Source organism: Yoonia sp. MH D7, assembly GCF_054439475.1.
The window spans coordinates 173,716-190,140 of the sequence record NZ_JBTJCF010000001.1; the positions used below are offsets into that span (position 1 = coordinate 173,716).

Consider the following 16,425-nt stretch of genomic DNA (forward strand, 5'->3'; position numbering starts at 1 on the left):
GCACTTGAAACAAAATCTACTACCCGCGTTAGGGCTGGCCGCGTCTCTGGTTATGCCGACCATACTCAGCGCCCATGCCGACGAAAATTCAGTTCAAGACGCGGCACTCGCTTCCCCCTCAGCGATCGTGGAATGTACGCTGGAGAATGGCGATGCAGCGAAATGCGCAAACTACGTTGTGAAATACCTGCCTGACAATCTTGAGATTGGCCCATTTTGCCCAGCGACATTGGATGATGTTGGCGGCATTTGGCACTGGGATGGTGTCGACGCTGGATTGTATCGGATCGACGGCGATTTCCTACGGATGTTGGACGAGCAAGGGTATACTTTTTTCAATAAAGCAGGTGAGGTCTATTCCTTCGACATTCGTGTCGAGGGACCAACCGAAGCAAACGAATGCATCTCAGGATCGGTTGATCCCGCGGTGGAAATGACTGTCCTCATCCCAGCGAAACCCGTGATGGCAGATGAACCAACCAGCCTTGGTACGGTGTCTAAAGTTGGGATTGGGCTGGATGGCGTTCCGATCTTTGGCGATGCTCCGTCAGTTTTAGACACAGGGCATATGCCAGCACTTGATGTCTGTGGCGGCCATGTCGACCCCGGCGGATGGTACCACTGGCACGCGACAGCCACGGATGTGAATGGGGTTTTCGAGACCGAAGGTGTTGACGCTGAATGTGTGAACGTCGAGCAGGATCAAACTGCCCAATTCGGCTACGCATTTGATGGGTTCGCGATGTTCGGAACGTTGAACTACGATGGGTCTGTTCCTGATAATTTGGATGAATGCGGTGGCCACATTGGCCTCACAGAGGACGGCGGAGAACCTGTCTACCACTACCATTCAGGCGCAAGCTTTCCCAATTTTCCAGCCTGTTTGGTGGGTGTTGTTGCGATAGACAATTTCTCGACCAACGCAGCCGGTGGTATTGGCTCAACGAATGGTCAAGGGGGGCCTGGCGGCGGTGCGCCTGACTTTGACGCGATTGCCGAAACCTTGGGTGTGGATGCAGGCCTTCTACGTCAAACCCTCGAAGACGCCGGTGGTCGAAATGCAGATCTAAGTAAGGTCGCAACCACCCTCGGCATCACTATCGATGCTCTACAAAACGCTATGCCCGCACTGGGTCGTTAACCGCTAAAAGCATAGCCCCGCAGTCTACCGAAACCTGACGGTACCGGTAGACAGCCCATGCTAGTAAAGCGGTCATTGGCACAATCGCAACGAAGGGCAATTTCGTTCGCATTGTAGTCAACGGTGCAAAGTGCGGTGAAAGACTCTTTCGAGCCCAGAGTGAAGGATGCCCTACGGTGCACTAACGGCCGTATTTAGCTTATGCCAATCTGTCCGAGAATATGCGCTTTATGAATGACTTCCATATTAACAAGGCCCCAAGATCGCTCTCGTCGAGACAAAATTCGTTTCTTAGAAATCCAGAACCTTCAGGTGAACGAGAAACCTACAACGTTGAGTGCCATTTTTGAGGGGATTGTTGCCCAAGTAAGAAAATTTGAGCGTGTTCCAAAAACGAGTGTTTTTGGTGTTCCTGAATTCTCCCAATCAAATCGTTGCCAAAAATGATCGTTTCGACGAAACTTCAGATCATGACTGACCTGATTTCCATAGAGCGGATTGTAGCCACACCAAACACTTCAGCGGTTAATGGAGAAATTGTTTTCTCGCCTTTTAAGTCAGTGTGGCTGATTGGGCATGCGATATTGGGGCTGATAGGAATTGTACTTTACCCCCAATACGATGCATTTTTGGTTTTCGTTTTACTGACGGCGGTTACAGTCTTCATGGGGTCCGCTCCGGTAGAGGGCAGAATAGTACGTTAAGCTCCTCGGTCACTGTTTTGCCGCTGCGAAAATATTGTTTTCAAACGGACCCTTAATGCGATCATGGAGGTTTACGCCGTCGGAATAGGTATCCGGGCTTGATGACATCCAGATGGATTTCTTGATCGAGGAACAAGCAACTTTTGCATTGCTGACAAAAACAAAAGGATAATGTTCAGGAAAATACAGTGACTGCTTTAGCTTGGCTTCGATGTTTGATATTTTTTAACTGTATGAAGAGTGCTCAATTTTCGGCTCTACTTTGTATTTTAGGTTTTTGGTCCGGACAAACGTACAATGCCTTCTGTGTTACGCAAAAGTCACTTGTTTACAATAAGATTTGTCTTTTGAAAGTTGCGCGGCCCGGGCAAAACCAAACGACCAGACGTCAACGTCTATCAGTAACCAAGTTGCCAAAAACATAAAGAACAAGATCACCAGCCGTGGTGATGATCCGTAAAATCAATGCCGCGATCAAAATCGCGTCGCCCGACGCCACATGCGCAAGCAGATTGATCAACAGCGCCTCGCGCACCGCAATCCCCCCGGGGCGCCGGGGGTCAGAAAACCGATTAACCAAGCTAAAATTGCCGCAGGGATCGCAACGGCGATAAAGCTGCCTGACACGGCATACAGCACAACCGCAAATATACCCCCCTGACACACCATAAATCCCACCGCCCGAAACAAGACAATTGTGGCGGGCAAATGCCAGGATCTTTGGGTACGCCAGATAACCAAAGCGGACAGGCCCACAGCCACAAAAAAGAATAATGGTGGCAACGACCCCGATGTCCCAAATACCCGATAGCCCATGCTTGTATCATCGATAAAAGACCCAGCAAGACAGATGGCGATAACTGCCGCAAACGGTAAGCTGACAAGTTCCAGCAAAGATGCAGTGGCAAGGGGCCGGTGATCCAGCCCCAGATGCTTAAGATGCATGTGACGGCTGACAAGATGTACAATATTTCCCGGGACGTATTTGGCGATTTGCGTTTTGGTATAGGACAGAAAAATCACGGCCCGTGGCGGTGATTGCGGCATCAATGTTTGCACGATTGTGACCCAGTTATATGCCAAAAGCATCAAGGCGGCACTGTAACCCAGCGTCAGCATGGCAAATAACGCAACCTGACCGACGGTTGGTTGCCAGTCGATAATGTTGGACCATTGCCGGTATAGCGCCAATGTCAAAAACAAAAGCGCCGCTACGGTGATCAGTTGCCCGATCCGCCGTGCGGCCAGTTTCGGTATTGCAACCCTGTCAGGCATTGCGACCGTCGGTGGGTGTTTGCCGCAAAAGAGTTGTCTTGTCTGGATAGGGCAACGACGGCGTCATACCCGAAAGATGGGTCGCATGAAGATCGCTTTTGCGGATAGCGGTGTCATACCGTTGACGTTTGGTATTATCAAAAACAATCATGCCACCCTTGGCCAAACAGCTTTGTGCGACATGCAGACACGCGGGGCGGGCACGACCGTCGATAATAATAAGATCATATGTCCGGCCCGTTTGGGCAATCGTTTTGACGTACTGTTCAAAACTGCGGTCCGCATAATCTTCTTTTTGGGAATGATATAGCGGGTCTTTGCTTTGTCCGGTATCGGGGGGCACATGTGTCAGCTGAATATTATCATACGGTGCAATCCGGCTTTGCATAAGATCAAACCAGTCTTTGTCATGTTCGACGCTGTGAACAGGTCCGGCACGACGGGCCAGCCAGACGGTGCTGGCGCCGCTGCCAAATTCAAACACCGCCGCCTGCGGGTGTGACTGTAGAAACTGATCGACCGCATCAATCGCACGGTACGTCCACCACGGCACATCCAGTGCGATCATTTGGTCCACATCATAAATGGCAAAAAGCGCGCGCACCCAATGAAATCCACGCCGGTCCTGCCGACGGTCCAACCAGCCAAGAACACCGATGCGTTGTGCGACGGCACCCAAACCGTGCACCGTTTTCACATAAGACCGTTTTGCTGTCGCCTTTATCATATCTACGCTTCAATCTTTGCTGCGCTGTTCAAAAACGCTTTGGGGGTCAACACATAGTTGCGCCAGTCTCTCGGGCGAAAATGCATGTCTTGCAAGCCGGGTAAGACACATATCGACATCCCATGCTTCATATGTATGCCCCGGTGCTTTTTGATAGCTCAGCTTTAGCGGAACAGCGACGCGGGCCGATAAAAAAACACCGCAAAGAAGGACAATCACACTTAACGATAAAACACGGGCATTTTGCAGAATTTCCGGACCAAACCGGCGAATCAGACCTGGAAGGCTTAGCAAACACAACGCCATAACCAAGGGCCAGACGTCAAATCTGTACCGCAGGGTAACCGTTGGATAACTCAGCATTAAACCCGCAGCGATACCTGTCGTCAGCAAAAGAGGTATGGCGCGATAGCCACCCGATAGACGCGGTCGTCCCATGCTTAGCCCAACCACCATAAGTGTGATCCATGCCGTCCAAAGTATCAGCATCCCGAAACGCGGTGTTTCGACAAAGCCGTAACCAGAGATGTCTTCGGTTGCCTTTCGGTGCAGGGTTGCACTTTGCACGATGGCGACAGGCGCATCGAATATGTAAATCAATGCGTTGGGTAAAATACGCCACGGATGAAACCGGCCATGCTCGGCAAAGACAACACCGCGTCCACTGATCGCATAATCGCTTCCGAAAAATACAGGGCCGTATTGGACCTGGCTTTGCGCGTCGGGGCCTTCAATCTGGCCGTGTGCAGCAGTTGCAGATCCAAAACGCGCTGTATTAAGTTGCAAAAAAAGCGTTCCCGCAAACCCAAGAATGACAAGACTGACAATTGCGGGAACAAGCATACGTTTTGTGTCTTGCCAAAGGGCCATGGCAATCATCGCCGAAATTCCGACATAAAGACCGACTGCCAGATGTGGGCGTGCATGCAATAATATCCCCGCCATAAACGCCGCCGGAATTATGACATAGCGCCACGGCATCCCAAACAGCGCACAGCGTAACATAAGATAAAAAGCGACAGCCATCGCGGCATACGAAATACTGATTGGTTCATGATAAAGCACCGGATTGGTGCTTAGCAGGAAACCGGGGCTACAAATCCAGATCGCCAACCCTGTCATGACAACCCATGCCAAGGATATCCCGCCGATATATTTGCGGATCACCTGAAAAAGCGCGAGATGATAAAGCCCCGTGCCAATGGCCGCCCAAAGCCAGATGGAAAATTGCGCCGTTGGAAATTGATTAAGCACGACAAACGGATGCAGCGCCGCACGTGTCAAAAGCGGCGATATCCCGTGATATAAAATACCCGTGCCATCTGCGCTATAATGCCCTTCAAGCGTCAGCATACGCAAAGGCAGATCAAAGCGACCTTCAAGCAAACGGTAAAAATAGGCGTTATAGATATCCGTGCCAAAATAGGGATAAGGCTGCGGCATAATGATCCCAAAGGCCAACAAAGCATAGACCGACACGCCGATCAACGCGCAAAGACATGCGCAAAGAACCGTTTTATCTTGTGTCATGACTGTCTGCTTTGCGCTTTTACAGAGCGGTTTTCCAGCGGTGCATTGGTCGTCTCTGCCTGCGCCATCTCGATGTCGCGCACGCGCCGCAATATCCTTTCAAGCAGTTGTCGGTTTGTCGCGATTGTATCACTCAAAAGCGCCAGAATAACCGTGATATACCCCGCCAAAAGAAACACACCACCCAAAACAAGCGACTGGATATTGCCATCGCCATTGCCTGCCATGAAAAAATAAAGAAACCGCAAGACAGGCAATAACCCGATCACGATCATCACCGCGCCCAGGCTCATGAATGCGTTCAGCGGGCGGTACATCACATAGCTACGCAAAATAGTCGCCGCCTGTTTCCCGACAAATGACCACATCGACCCGAACAAACGCGAGGGCCGGCTGGTCGGATTGGTCTTGATCACAACAGATGTGATTTTGAACCCTTGTTGGCCGGCGTGGATCAGGGTTTCGGTCGTATAGCTGAAACGGGTCATCACATTGATGCTTAACGCCGCGTTACGCGAATAGGCCCGAAAACCCGATACCGCGTCGGAAATATCCACTTGTGCCAGATTGCTGACCACCGCGCTGCCTGTTTTTTGCAACAGGCGTTTAAGTGGTGAAAACTTGGTATTTTGGGCCGGTTGCCGATCACCAAGCACGATATCGGCTTTGTTTTCAACGATTGGCTTGACCAGATCGGTGATGCTGGCACTGTCATATTGATGATCGCCATCGGTGTTCACAATAATATCGGCACCGTTACGAAGCGCGTTTTCAATCCCCACTTGAAAACTATAGGCAAGCCCGCGATTGGTGTGATTGCGGAGGACATGGGTCACGTTCATCTGTTTGGCGATCTCGACTGTCCGGTCGCTTGAACCGTCATCGATGATCTGTGTTTCGATCACAGTGATTCCGGGAATTTCCCTGGGGATACGTTCCAGAACCTGCGCAAGATTTTCTTCTTCGTTCAGGCACGGGATCTGTACGACTAATTTCATTAACAGGGCTTTCTAAAAACATACAATCTATCTTTAACACGAACTCGCCCCTTCCTAGAAAGGGAATAAATGTAAAGGCGCTTTGCAGTATCATTTTTACGATATCTGTGCGGCCCACAGCGGTCGGTAGAACCGGCTTGCATATCAAATGTCTGGATGTCGTTGGCCTTAGACCGTCGTCAGCTTGGATAACCAGCCTGTATCATGAAGTTGCCGGATAACATGCTCACCGTATTTGGGGGGCGCATGAACACCGTCTTCACCGTTTGTCGAACGCATCTAAATGCTACTCTGCTTGAGGTTTTGAGCGATGATTAAGGTGCTGAGTCCAGCTAAGGCAAAAATGGTCGAATTTCTCATGTAATCTATTCCCGTATTAAGCGGGGCATTTCACCCCATAGTTGAGTTCTACATTGATTTTTAAAATGAGAATAAACGTAATAAAAGAGAAAATACATTGTAACGCTTTGGCACCACGTTGAAATCAATACTAAAATTAGCGCAATTTAACGTCTGCACAAGTACGCCAAAAACGACCATTTTTGGAGCGAGTCACAAAAGCGAACATTAGGACACTTGCGGCAAAGGTCTGAAAAGTCCGCACAGCAGCATGCGGTTCAATGAGGCAACGGCCGGTTAGGGCCGCCAACTACGGGCGACTTCTCGAAGAGCCGGCGGCACTCGCCTGAGCAGAGGGGAGATGAACTGCATGGAAACGACCCGTACCGATCGCTTCAAGACCGCGGGCACATAAACAGAAAGCCGCAGTTCTTCAGGAACGCCGCGTCTACCGATGTTGAATGGTAGTTCGGTAAGTAGGGTATTGAATTGCTAATAGCAGCCTAATTGTCTGATCGCCCGTTTACGTCATGGGCCTGCGGGAGCCACGTCTGGGAAATCCTTAGCATATGCGCCACTACGCATCCTCGCGAATTAATTGTCTTTGTGGCTGCACAACCCGTATGACAGCGTTTACTGGCAACCGGAGGACCAATCATGATATCTGACTTATACATTTCTGTTCCAGCATTCGGGTGGATATTGTGAAAAAGCTGTTCGCCGTAGATCGTGCGATGTTGTTGACGGGCCTGACGATCCTCGGGATGCTACTGGCGGCTCTCGCTCTGTGGCCACTGGAGGACATCGCAGCCCAACGCACTTCCATGGCCAGTCTGCTGCTCGTATATCTGGCCGGGGGGGTGCCCGCAGCGTGGCGGGCGCTTGTAGCTCTGTGGGAAGACCATATTCTGGATATCGATCTGCTGATGGTTGTCGCGGCCATTGCCGCCGCCGCCGTCGGTGCACCCTTTGAAGGTGCGGTGCTGTTGACGCTGTTCAGCGTTTCGACAACCCTGGAAGATCGCGCACTTGGACGCGCGCGCCGAGCTGTTGAGGCCCTGATGTCGCTGCGCCCCGAGACCGCGCTGCGAAAGGCACCCGATGGCACAGTCACGGAAATTTCCGCCGCCGATCTGAAGGTCGATGACATCTTCGTTCTGCGGCCTGGCGCGCGCGTACCTACCGACGGGGTGATCACCACTGGCCGTGGTGCGCTGGACGAGGCAAATATCACGGGTGAATCCATGCCCGTCAGCAAGCAGCAGGGCGAAAAGGTGTTCGAGGCAACGGTCAACCTTGACGGAGTGCTGGAAGTCGCGGTTACGAAAACGGTCGAGGAAAGCACTGTCGCGCAAATGATCGCTCTGGTGACCGAAGCGCAGGCGGAAAAGGCGCCGTCCGAACGTTTCAGCGAATGGTTTGGACAGCGGTATACGATTGCGGTTCTACTCGGCGCCATCCTTGCCTTTGCCATCTTCATCTGGCTTGAGAATGACTGGCACAAGGCGCTCTATCGCGCGGCTGTTCTGCTGGTTGCGGCAAGCCCCTGCGCCATCGTGATTTCGGTTCCCGCCGCAATTCTGTCCGCACTCTCGGCGGCGGCACGGGGGGGCGTGCTGTTCAAGGGAGGGGCTGCGCTCGAAACGCTCGCCGCGGTCGATACCTTTGCTTTCGATAAGACCGGCACGCTGACCACAGGCAAGGCATCGGTCACCAAGGTCGTTGCGCTTGATGGCAATGAGGAGAAATTCCTGTCCCTTCTGGCTGGGCTCGAGGCCCAGTCGGAACACCACAGCGGCGCGGCGATCCGGCAGGAAACGGCCGATCGCGGGATCACTCCGGCGCAGGTGGAGAATGTCGTCGCGCTGCCGAGCGAGGGTATCACCGGCGACAGGGCAGGTGTAACGTTGTGGGCCGGCAATCCGCGCATGGCGGCGCGAATGGGAGCCGGGATCGAACATGCGTCCCTGACGATGCTGGCCGAGGACACACAGACGGTCATCTATTTTGGCCAGGATGCCCGGCTTCTCGGTGCCGTCAGCCTCGCGGATCAGACCCGCCCGAGTTCCAGACCGGCACTTGCGGCGCTTCGTGAGAGCGGCGTCAAAAAGATCATCATGATGACGGGCGATAGACGGCCGGTGGCTTTGCGCATAGGCGGCGAACTCGGCTTCCAGCCCGGCGAGATCCACTCCGACATGCTCCCCGAGGACAAGCTTCGTATGATCGGCGCGCTGGCTGCCGAGGGCAGGGTCGCTTTCGTCGGAGACGGCGTTAATGACGCAGCAGCGCTCGCGCTGACGTGGGAATTGCCATGGGCGCGGCGGGGTCGGAGGTCGCGCTTCAGGCCGCCGATGTTGCGCTCTTGTCAGAAGATATGGGGCAGCTTGCGGAGGCACATAGACTGGCGCGGCGGACCGCCAAAATCATCCGTCAGAACCTGATCTTTGCTATGGGTGCTATGGGCGTACTTGTCTTGGGCGGACTGTTCTTCGATCTCCCTTTGCCTGTGGCAGTGATCGGCCATGAAGGGGGTACGGTCCTTGTTGTGCTTAATGGCCTGCGGTTGCTCCGCAGGCCGCGTCGGAACAGCGACACGAGAGTTTCTGCGAATGTCAAAGCGGTCGCCTCTTAAAATTTCAGCAGGCGCTCTCAGCAACGCATTTGATGTTTAATGTTCAAAAAAATGTTTTGGAGTGGAGATGGGGTGGATACCACTTTCCCCAGACGGCATCGCATTGTGCCACACTTGCGGTGTTGAAAGCAGAAGTGAAGGTGAGGACATCCATGGCGCAACCAGACATGGTCGCCAAGATGTGTTTCCTTCACCTGACGATGCAGACCCTGTAAGTGCAGATGTAGGAAGTGAAGGGCAATATGCCCCTTGGCTGTACGTGAGAAACGCTGACAACCCAGTTGAAGAAGAAAAGCGTTTCCCAAGTGACGAGATCGTGACATTTCGCGCGCAAGTGATGCGTGGCTTGGCCACTTATTTCCCGGTGCATTTGCAAACGCTGCGGCTATAAGTGGAACCAGCTATTCTCGGCTTGAGTTCCGCCTCCGCCGGAGCAGTGCTTGGTCCAGGCCCGCAAATATCGGATACGGGCTCAGCTATGCGTTCCCATTGGTAGTGGCTCTTTTATCTGCGCATAAAGGCCAAGTAGTAGTCATCGACAGCCCTGAGGTGCACCTTCATCCACGCGCTCAATCTCGAATGGGCGAGATGTTGGCTCGGTTTGCGAACGCCGGCATTCAGGTTTTGGTTGAAACACATAGTGATCACGCGCTCTCAGGTGCGCGCTTGGCTGTTCAGAAAAACTCGTTGAGAGCAGAAGATCTATAGGGTTGCAGATAGTAGCGGTTCTGGACACGCAAAACGTTTTAAAGGCGCTTTCGCTGTGAGGGAAATTGACCAAATGTTTCCCAAACTGGGTGCCATTCAGTGCCTCACAGTGCCATTTTGAGGGATTTTCCTCCCATGTAGGAAATTTGAAAAATGGGAATTTTAGCCTTGTAACCCTTATGTTTACTTGGCTATACGCGTCGGTGGAGATGTGGCCGAGTGGTCGAAGGCGCTCCCCTGCTAAGGGAGTAACGGGGTAACTCGTTCGAGGGTTCGAATCCCTTCGTCTCCGCCACAATCCTCTATTTTATCATTAATTAACAATAACTTAGGGTGATTGTGACTTAATTCGTCCCTCATTTTGTCCCCCATTCTCAATTTGATGACCTTGTGATTTTGAACCGTGCCATTAGCCAACAAAATTTGACCACTCTGCCAACGTTGAACTTATAGAGACCCAATCCCCTCATCAAAGGTGGCAACAAGTTTCATTAGTTTTGCCGCGATACGTTCGACGATAGATTTGCGCTCAAGGATTTTTGGCGGGGCGGGCATAGCTTTCACAATATCACCTTGCAGAGGCTTTTTCCCTGAGAAGTGATATTGCTCAATCATCGCTTTGAACGCTGCGGGGTCGAGTTTTTCGGTTACGCAAATCTCGGTGATGGCTTTTGATTTTTCAGCGTCCCAAAATCCGTTAAACGCCTCACTGACAGGCTGGCCTGTTGGAATCATTGGCATGTGCTGGTCGATGAACTTCTCGATGAGGTCACGTTTACTGCGCAGGTGCCGCTCGGACCCCAGCAGGTCATAGGCCATCTTTTTCTTGGCCTTGGACGCATCCCTGATTTTGGGGTCTTCGCTGTCTTGGTCTGCGAGCGCATCTGCAAGAAGCGCTAGTATGTAGGCCACATTAATCTCGTCGCGCTGGATCAGCTCTAACTCGAAGTCGACCTCATCAATGATAGATACGGCATCGTCAGGTTTGTCGGACTTCACCTTGTCGTGGATGTCGAGGTATTTGCTTTTGTAGTCCTCAAAGGTCTGTGCATCAATATCCAGTTCGCTTGGGTCGTATTCGGTGAAGCTGGTCAACACGTTTCGCAGGCGGATCAGGTCGCGGAAAGCTTGGACAAAGGCCAGCTGATCCTCTTCCGACTTTAGGTCGTTCACGCTGTCTGGATCGGGTGCGATTGCGTGCAATGCTTCAACCGCCGCGTTGAACCGCTCATGGTAGTCGCCGTAAGGGGCCATCAGGATGGTCTCAATGGCTTCTTTGTTGGAGAAAAGTGTAATCGCCTGATCAGTGTTTGGTTTCAGATTGCGGAAACAGACGATGTTACCTTGTGATTTGAGTTGCCCCAAAATCCGGTTGGTCCGTGAGAACGCTTGGATCAATCCGTGATATTTCAGGTTCTTGTCCACATAGAGCGTGTTCAACTTTTTCGCATCGAAGCCCGTCAGGAACATATTGACCACCAGCAAAATATCGAGCCGATCCTTGTCGAGCGCTTCTTTCTTGTCGCGGTTCTTTAGGCGTTGATTGAGATGGTTATAGTAGGTGTAAAATCCCGTGCTATCCTTCACGGTCTCCTTGGTTTGATACATCGCGTTGTAGTCGGCCACGAAGGATTCGAGGCGGTCACGTTTATGCACATCGACGGCAACATCGGCCATATTCAGGTCGGGATCGCCAATCAGACCATCCGCGTCAGGATCAGCCTCGTTGGGGCCATAGGTGAAGATCGTGGCGACGCGTAGGTGGTGTTCGCCAGCCTCTTTTTTGCGCCGAAACGTCTCGTAATAGGTGATCAGCGCATCGACGGAGCTGACGCACAACATGGCACTGAATTGCTTTTTATGGGTCTTGTTGTCGTGGTTCTGGATGATCCAATCGACAACGCCCTCGATACGCTCGGGGCTGTCAAAGAACTCGCGCACGTTGATCGCAGGCACGTCCTCGTCGATCAGACTGCCGTCTTTGCGCTTCAGCTTGCCCCAATACTCGACCGAGAACCTCAGCACGTTTTCATCGGCAATCGCATCGGTGATGACATATTTATGCAGGCATTGATCAAACAGGTCTTTGGTCGTGCGTTTGCCCACGGCGTTATCGGCAAAGATCGGTGTGCCAGTAAACCCGAACATCTGCGCTTTACTGAAAAAACTGACGATGCGTTTGTGCGTGTCACCAAATTGCGAGCGGTGGCATTCGTCGAAAATGAAAACGACGCGACTGTCTTTCACGGCCTCCAGACTGCCCTCGTAGCGGTCGCGCGAAATCGCGGTGTTCAGCTTCTGGATCGTGGTGACGATCAGCTTTGTATCGCCGCCCAACTGCCCGACAAGCGCGTGGGTGTTGGTCGTGCCGTCCACAGAGCCGTCAGAGAAGTGGTTGAACTCCTTGGTCGTCTGATAATCCAGATCGGCGCGGTCCACCACAAACACGACCTTATCCACCTTGAGATTATCGATCAGCACTTGCGCGGCCTTAAAGCTGGTCAGGGTCTTGCCCGACCCCGTCGTGTGCCAGATATAGCCGTTCTTGCGACCTGCCTTGACCCGCGCGTCAATCGCCTCGACGGCGTAGTATTGATAGGGGCGCAGGACCATCAAGATCTTGTCGCTCTCGTGCAGCACGATGTATTTGCTGATCATCTTGCTGACGTGGCATTTTTCCAAAAACACATCGGCAAAGGCATCCAGTTGGGTAATCAGGCTATTATCTTCCTTGGCCCAAAAGAACGTCTGTTTGAAATCATGATTGCGATTGTTGGCGTAGTATTTGGTGTTCACGCCGTTACTGATCACAAACAACTGCACGTAGTTGAACAAGCCACTCTCGGCCCAATAGCTGTGCCTCTGATAGCGGTTGATCTGGTTAAACGCCTCTTTCAACTCGATGCCGCGCCGTTTCACCTCGATCTGCACCAGCGGCAATCCGTTGACCAGCAAGGTCACATCAAAGCGGGTTTTGTGGTGGCCTGTGACGGTCACTTGGGTGGTGACCTGATATTGGTTCTGACACCATTCATCGGTGTTCAGAAAGCGCAGGTAAAACGGCGTGCCGTCGTCGCGGGTGAGTTGCATACGGCCACGCAAGATCTTGGCGCGCTCGAACACGTTGCCTTTGTCGAGGTGGTTGAGGACACGGGCAAACTCGGCGTCCGTCAGGGCCACACCGTTCTGGATACCAATCTGTTTGCGCAGGTTGGCATGCATCGCCGCCATATCGGGCAGGCTAACGGGGGCATAGCCAAGCCCGTTTGTCAGCCGCTTGACCAGCCCCGCCTCTAACTCCGCCTCGGATTGATACGCGCCCATAACGTGGCCCCTTTACACAAACATCTGTTGGAGAAGGCCCTTTTTAAAGGCCTCCATTTTGGTGATCTGATCCGACACAGCGGCAATCTTCGCGTCCATCGCTTGCAGAGCGTTCGCAATTAGGCGTTGTTCGTCGCGCGAAACTGGTAAGATCAGCTTGTTCGATAAGAAGCCGCTATTGGTTACGTTGATTGTGTTCTTTGCGCCCTTTTGAACAATGGGGCTGAGATAGTTCGAGACAGAAATGGGAGTTTCGAAGTGGACATGAAGTAAGTAACCAAGCGAAGGCGTTTCAGGAGTAAATACCCCGTAAAGTGGTGACACGATAACATCCTCGGCGATATGCGCCTGCTTAATAATACCGAGTGGAAAGTCGCCTGTCGGGCTTTTTGTATAAACGATATCATTCGGTTTGACGCGATTGTAATGCCCTGTATCCGCAGCGGAGAAACTGCGCCCTAAGTGTTCGATTTGATTGATTAGCCCCTTATGAACCGACACCGAAAAGACTTGTTCGGTGCGGGCGCTTTTGAGCTTATGCTCATGCAAAACAGCCCCCAACCGCTTTTCTTCCCAATCGGGAAAGGCGGAGCCGTCGGGTTTGGTGAAGCGCAGGGTTTGGGCAAAGAGGGCTTGCATCAACCCGCGCTTATAGTCCTGCAACCCCGTCCGCACCCGCCCCAACGCCCCCAGCTTTGCATCCACCACCCCCAGAAAATCCGCGATTTTCTTTTGTTCGGGGAGGGAGGGCCGATCAAACGCCATTGCCTTTAGTTCATCTGTATCCAACTTACCCGCGCCAATACCCGTGCCCGTAACCATCGCTAACAGCTTGGATTCTTTAGCGCGAATGTATGCCATCAAAAAATGAGGCGTTTCCCCGCCTTTTGGTGTTAGTGCTTTCACATCTTGATTGTAGGTCACAGTATTTTTGCAGATCCCAGCAGGGATACGATTGTAAAGCATGCTCCCCCTTACAAGCATAAGGACTGTATTTTCGGGGGCTAAACGTGTTCCGTTCTGCGCGCCTAATTCTGAAACAGTCCGCTCGGAAGTTGTGATAATGTCGCTATGCATTGAGGCGGCACTGATCCAAGGAATTTCACCGCCCCAGTAAGCATCAACTGCCTTTGAGGGAGTGCCGCCACTGGAAAATGACACAACGTCCCCAAACTCAACTTCGCCCCACTCCCCTTCAAACTCAGGAAACCGCAGCGCTGGCACGTTCATAGCGGGGCCTCGATGCCCAGCTCAGCGCAGAAGGCTGCGATTTTTGTGTCGAGGTCGCTCATGCTTGCCGTGACCGCTTTCAACTCTGCCGCCACAGCCCCCAGATCAATCGGTTTTTCGGCCTCAAAGGTGTCCACATAGCGGGGGATGTTGAGGTTATAGTCGTTCTCGGCCACTTCCGTCAGCGCCGCGCGGTGGCTGAACTTTTTCTCCACCCCGCGCCGTTGATACATGCCCACGATTTTGTCGATGTCCTCTGGGCGCAGATAGTTCTGGTTCTTGGCCTTCTCGAAACAGGTGGAGGCGTCGATGAACAAAATATCCTCGGGGTGTTCGCGGCATTTCTTGAACACAAGGATACAGGTCGGGATCGAGGTGCCGTAAAAGATATTCGCAGGCAGCCCGATCACCGCGTCCAGCCAGTTGCGTTCCTTGATGATATATTCGCGGATATGCCCCTCGGCGGCCCCACGAAACAGCACCCCATGCGGCAGGATTACGGCCATCGTGCCGTTGTCATCCAACTGGTGCAGCATATGTTGCACAAACGCAAAATCCGCCTTGGACGCTGGGGCCATCCGCCCGTATTGCGCATAGCGGTCGTCATTCAGCAGCAGCGGATTGGCGGACCATTTGGCAGAGAAGGGCGGGTTAGCAACCACCGCCTCGAACCGTTTCTCGGCGTGCTGCGGATGCTCTAACGTGTCTTCTTGTTTCAGATCAAAATTGCGGTAATGCACCCCGTGCAAAATCATGTTCATCCGCGCAAGGTTATAGGTGGTGCGGTTCATCTCTTGGCCGTTGAAGTCACCCACCTCGACCTCTTTTGCGACGCGCAAGAGTAGGGAACCCGACCCACATGTCGGATCATAAACCGATTTGATCCGCGTTTTGCCCGTGGTGACGATCTTGGCAAGGATCGTGGAAACCTCTTGCGGCGTATAAAACTCGCCCGCCTTCTTACCCGCGCCCGAGGCAAACTGCCCGATCAGGTATTCATAAGCATCACCCAGCACATCGCTGTCGGCATTCTCTAGCTCAAAATCGATCTCGTCGAGGTGGGTAAGTACCTTTGCAATCAGCGTATTCTTGGCCTCTTCAGTGCGGCCCAGCTTGTTCGACGTCAGGTCCATGTCCGAGAACAGATCGTCGAAATCATCCTCGGATTCCGTGCCCATCGTGGAGCGTTCGATATTGTTGAGGATACGCGCGAGGTCTTCGATAATGAAGTTCCCCGCCTTGCTGCCACGTTTGGCCACGGCGCGGAATAGCTCGGAGGGTTTTAGGAAAAACCCCAGCTCATCAATCGCCGCCTCTGACACCGCAGCAAGGTAGGCTTTACCGTTATTGGTATTCTCGTCAATCTGCGCAAAGTCGATGCCATCGGACGCCAGAACCGAGTTCGCATAGAGATTGAGCCGTTCGGACAGGTATTTATAAAAGATGAAGCCAAGGATGTAGTCACGAAACTCATCCGCATTCATTTTGCCGCGCAACGTGTTGGCAATATCCCAGAGCTTTTGTTCCAGCTTCTTTTTTTGTTCTTCGGTCATATTTGTCATCCATGAGTTGCGCAAATGATTGATGACGGATTTGAAGAAGATGGGAAAGGCTTAAGCACAACCACTACGCCCATAACAGGGGCACATAAGGTCGATGTTGAGGCCTTTGTGCCATCCACGACCATCTCTGGCCGAGATCGACCGTGCATTGCTGCTGTGCGGCTAAAAGGACGGTAATCCTACATTTATAAAAGTGTTCCGCCTCAAATCACACTCTACTTCATTCGGCTTCATAGCTGGTGTGATGCCGCC

The 16,425-nt window shown here is 52.5% G+C and carries 12 protein-coding genes, 1 tRNA gene and 1 pseudogene; 6 read left to right on the top strand and 8 right to left on the bottom strand.

The window, feature by feature from the left end:
* Positions 1 to 4 precede the first annotated feature (4 nt).
* Positions 5 to 1,141, top strand: a complete 1,137-nt coding sequence (locus ACXLHR_RS00805) for a YHYH protein (protein ID WP_458789649.1) — start codon at positions 5 to 7, stop codon at positions 1,139 to 1,141.
* A 470-nt stretch (positions 1,142 to 1,611) separates the two neighbouring features.
* Positions 1,612 to 1,845, top strand: a complete 234-nt coding sequence (locus ACXLHR_RS00810) for a hypothetical protein (RefSeq protein WP_458789650.1) — start codon at positions 1,612 to 1,614, stop codon at positions 1,843 to 1,845.
* Between the two features lie 388 nt (positions 1,846 to 2,233).
* Here the strand turns inward: ACXLHR_RS00810 and ACXLHR_RS00815 are convergent, their stop codons facing one another.
* The 5 genes from ACXLHR_RS00815 to ACXLHR_RS00835 are packed head-to-tail and all read right to left on the bottom strand — an operon-like array spanning position 2,234 to position 6,375.
* Positions 2,234 to 2,380: a hypothetical protein gene (locus ACXLHR_RS00815; RefSeq protein ID WP_458789651.1), complete on the bottom strand. Its 147-nt coding sequence runs from the start codon at positions 2,378 to 2,380 to the stop codon at positions 2,234 to 2,236.
* Positions 2,362 to 3,120 (bottom strand): hypothetical protein, encoded by a 759-nt coding sequence (locus ACXLHR_RS00820; RefSeq protein WP_458789652.1) that lies wholly within the window; start codon positions 3,118 to 3,120, stop codon positions 2,362 to 2,364. Before ACXLHR_RS00820 ends, ACXLHR_RS00815 begins: the two co-directional genes overlap by 19 nt.
* Positions 3,113 to 3,847: an O-methyltransferase gene (locus ACXLHR_RS00825; RefSeq protein WP_458789653.1), complete on the bottom strand. Its 735-nt coding sequence runs from the start codon at positions 3,845 to 3,847 to the stop codon at positions 3,113 to 3,115. The genes ACXLHR_RS00820 and ACXLHR_RS00825 overlap by 8 nt, the downstream gene beginning before the upstream one ends.
* Before the next feature lie 9 nt (positions 3,848 to 3,856).
* Positions 3,857 to 5,377 (bottom strand): hypothetical protein, encoded by a 1,521-nt coding sequence (locus ACXLHR_RS00830; protein ID WP_458789654.1) that lies wholly within the window; start codon positions 5,375 to 5,377, stop codon positions 3,857 to 3,859.
* Positions 5,374 to 6,375, bottom strand: coding sequence for a glycosyltransferase family 2 protein (locus ACXLHR_RS00835; protein ID WP_458789655.1), 1,002 nt, complete (start codon positions 6,373 to 6,375; stop codon positions 5,374 to 5,376). Before ACXLHR_RS00835 ends, ACXLHR_RS00830 begins: the two co-directional genes overlap by 4 nt.
* Positions 6,376 to 7,448: 1,073 nt before the next feature.
* On the opposite strand from ACXLHR_RS00835, the pseudogene ACXLHR_RS00840 reads away from it, so the two are divergent.
* The 4 genes and pseudogenes from ACXLHR_RS00840 to ACXLHR_RS00855 all read left to right on the top strand — a co-directional run bounded on the left by ACXLHR_RS00840 (position 7,449) and on the right by ACXLHR_RS00855 (position 10,352).
* Positions 7,449 to 9,349 (top strand): annotated as a pseudogene (locus ACXLHR_RS00840) (heavy metal translocating P-type ATPase).
* A 67-nt stretch (positions 9,350 to 9,416) separates the two neighbouring features.
* Positions 9,417 to 9,740, top strand: a complete 324-nt coding sequence (locus ACXLHR_RS00845; protein WP_458789656.1) for a hypothetical protein — start codon at positions 9,417 to 9,419, stop codon at positions 9,738 to 9,740.
* A complete protein-coding gene (locus ACXLHR_RS00850; protein ID WP_458792438.1) occupies positions 9,737 to 10,057 on the top strand; it encodes an AAA family ATPase in 321 nt (106 codons plus the stop codon). The genes ACXLHR_RS00845 and ACXLHR_RS00850 overlap by 4 nt, the downstream gene beginning before the upstream one ends.
* Positions 10,058 to 10,262: 205 nt before the next feature.
* A tRNA-Ser gene (locus tag ACXLHR_RS00855) sits at positions 10,263 to 10,352 on the top strand.
* A 152-nt stretch (positions 10,353 to 10,504) separates the two neighbouring features.
* Here the strand turns inward: ACXLHR_RS00855 and ACXLHR_RS00860 are convergent.
* Genes ACXLHR_RS00860 through ACXLHR_RS00870 form a run of 3 tightly spaced genes read right to left on the bottom strand, consistent with a single transcriptional unit; the run spans position 10,505 to position 16,164 of the window.
* Entirely contained in the window at positions 10,505 to 13,381 is a 2,877-nt protein-coding gene (locus tag ACXLHR_RS00860; RefSeq protein ID WP_458789657.1) for a type I restriction endonuclease subunit R, read from the bottom strand.
* 12 nt (positions 13,382 to 13,393) lie between these two features.
* Positions 13,394 to 14,611 carry a restriction endonuclease subunit S gene (locus ACXLHR_RS00865; protein WP_458789658.1) on the bottom strand — a complete coding sequence of 406 codons (1,218 nt, stop codon included), beginning with the start codon at positions 14,609 to 14,611 and terminating at the stop codon, positions 13,394 to 13,396.
* Complete coding sequence (locus ACXLHR_RS00870) at positions 14,608 to 16,164, bottom strand: type I restriction-modification system subunit M (RefSeq protein ID WP_458789659.1); 1,557 nt, start codon at positions 16,162 to 16,164, stop codon at positions 14,608 to 14,610. The genes ACXLHR_RS00865 and ACXLHR_RS00870 overlap by 4 nt, the downstream gene beginning before the upstream one ends.
* Between the last annotated feature and the right edge of the window lie 261 nt (positions 16,165 to 16,425).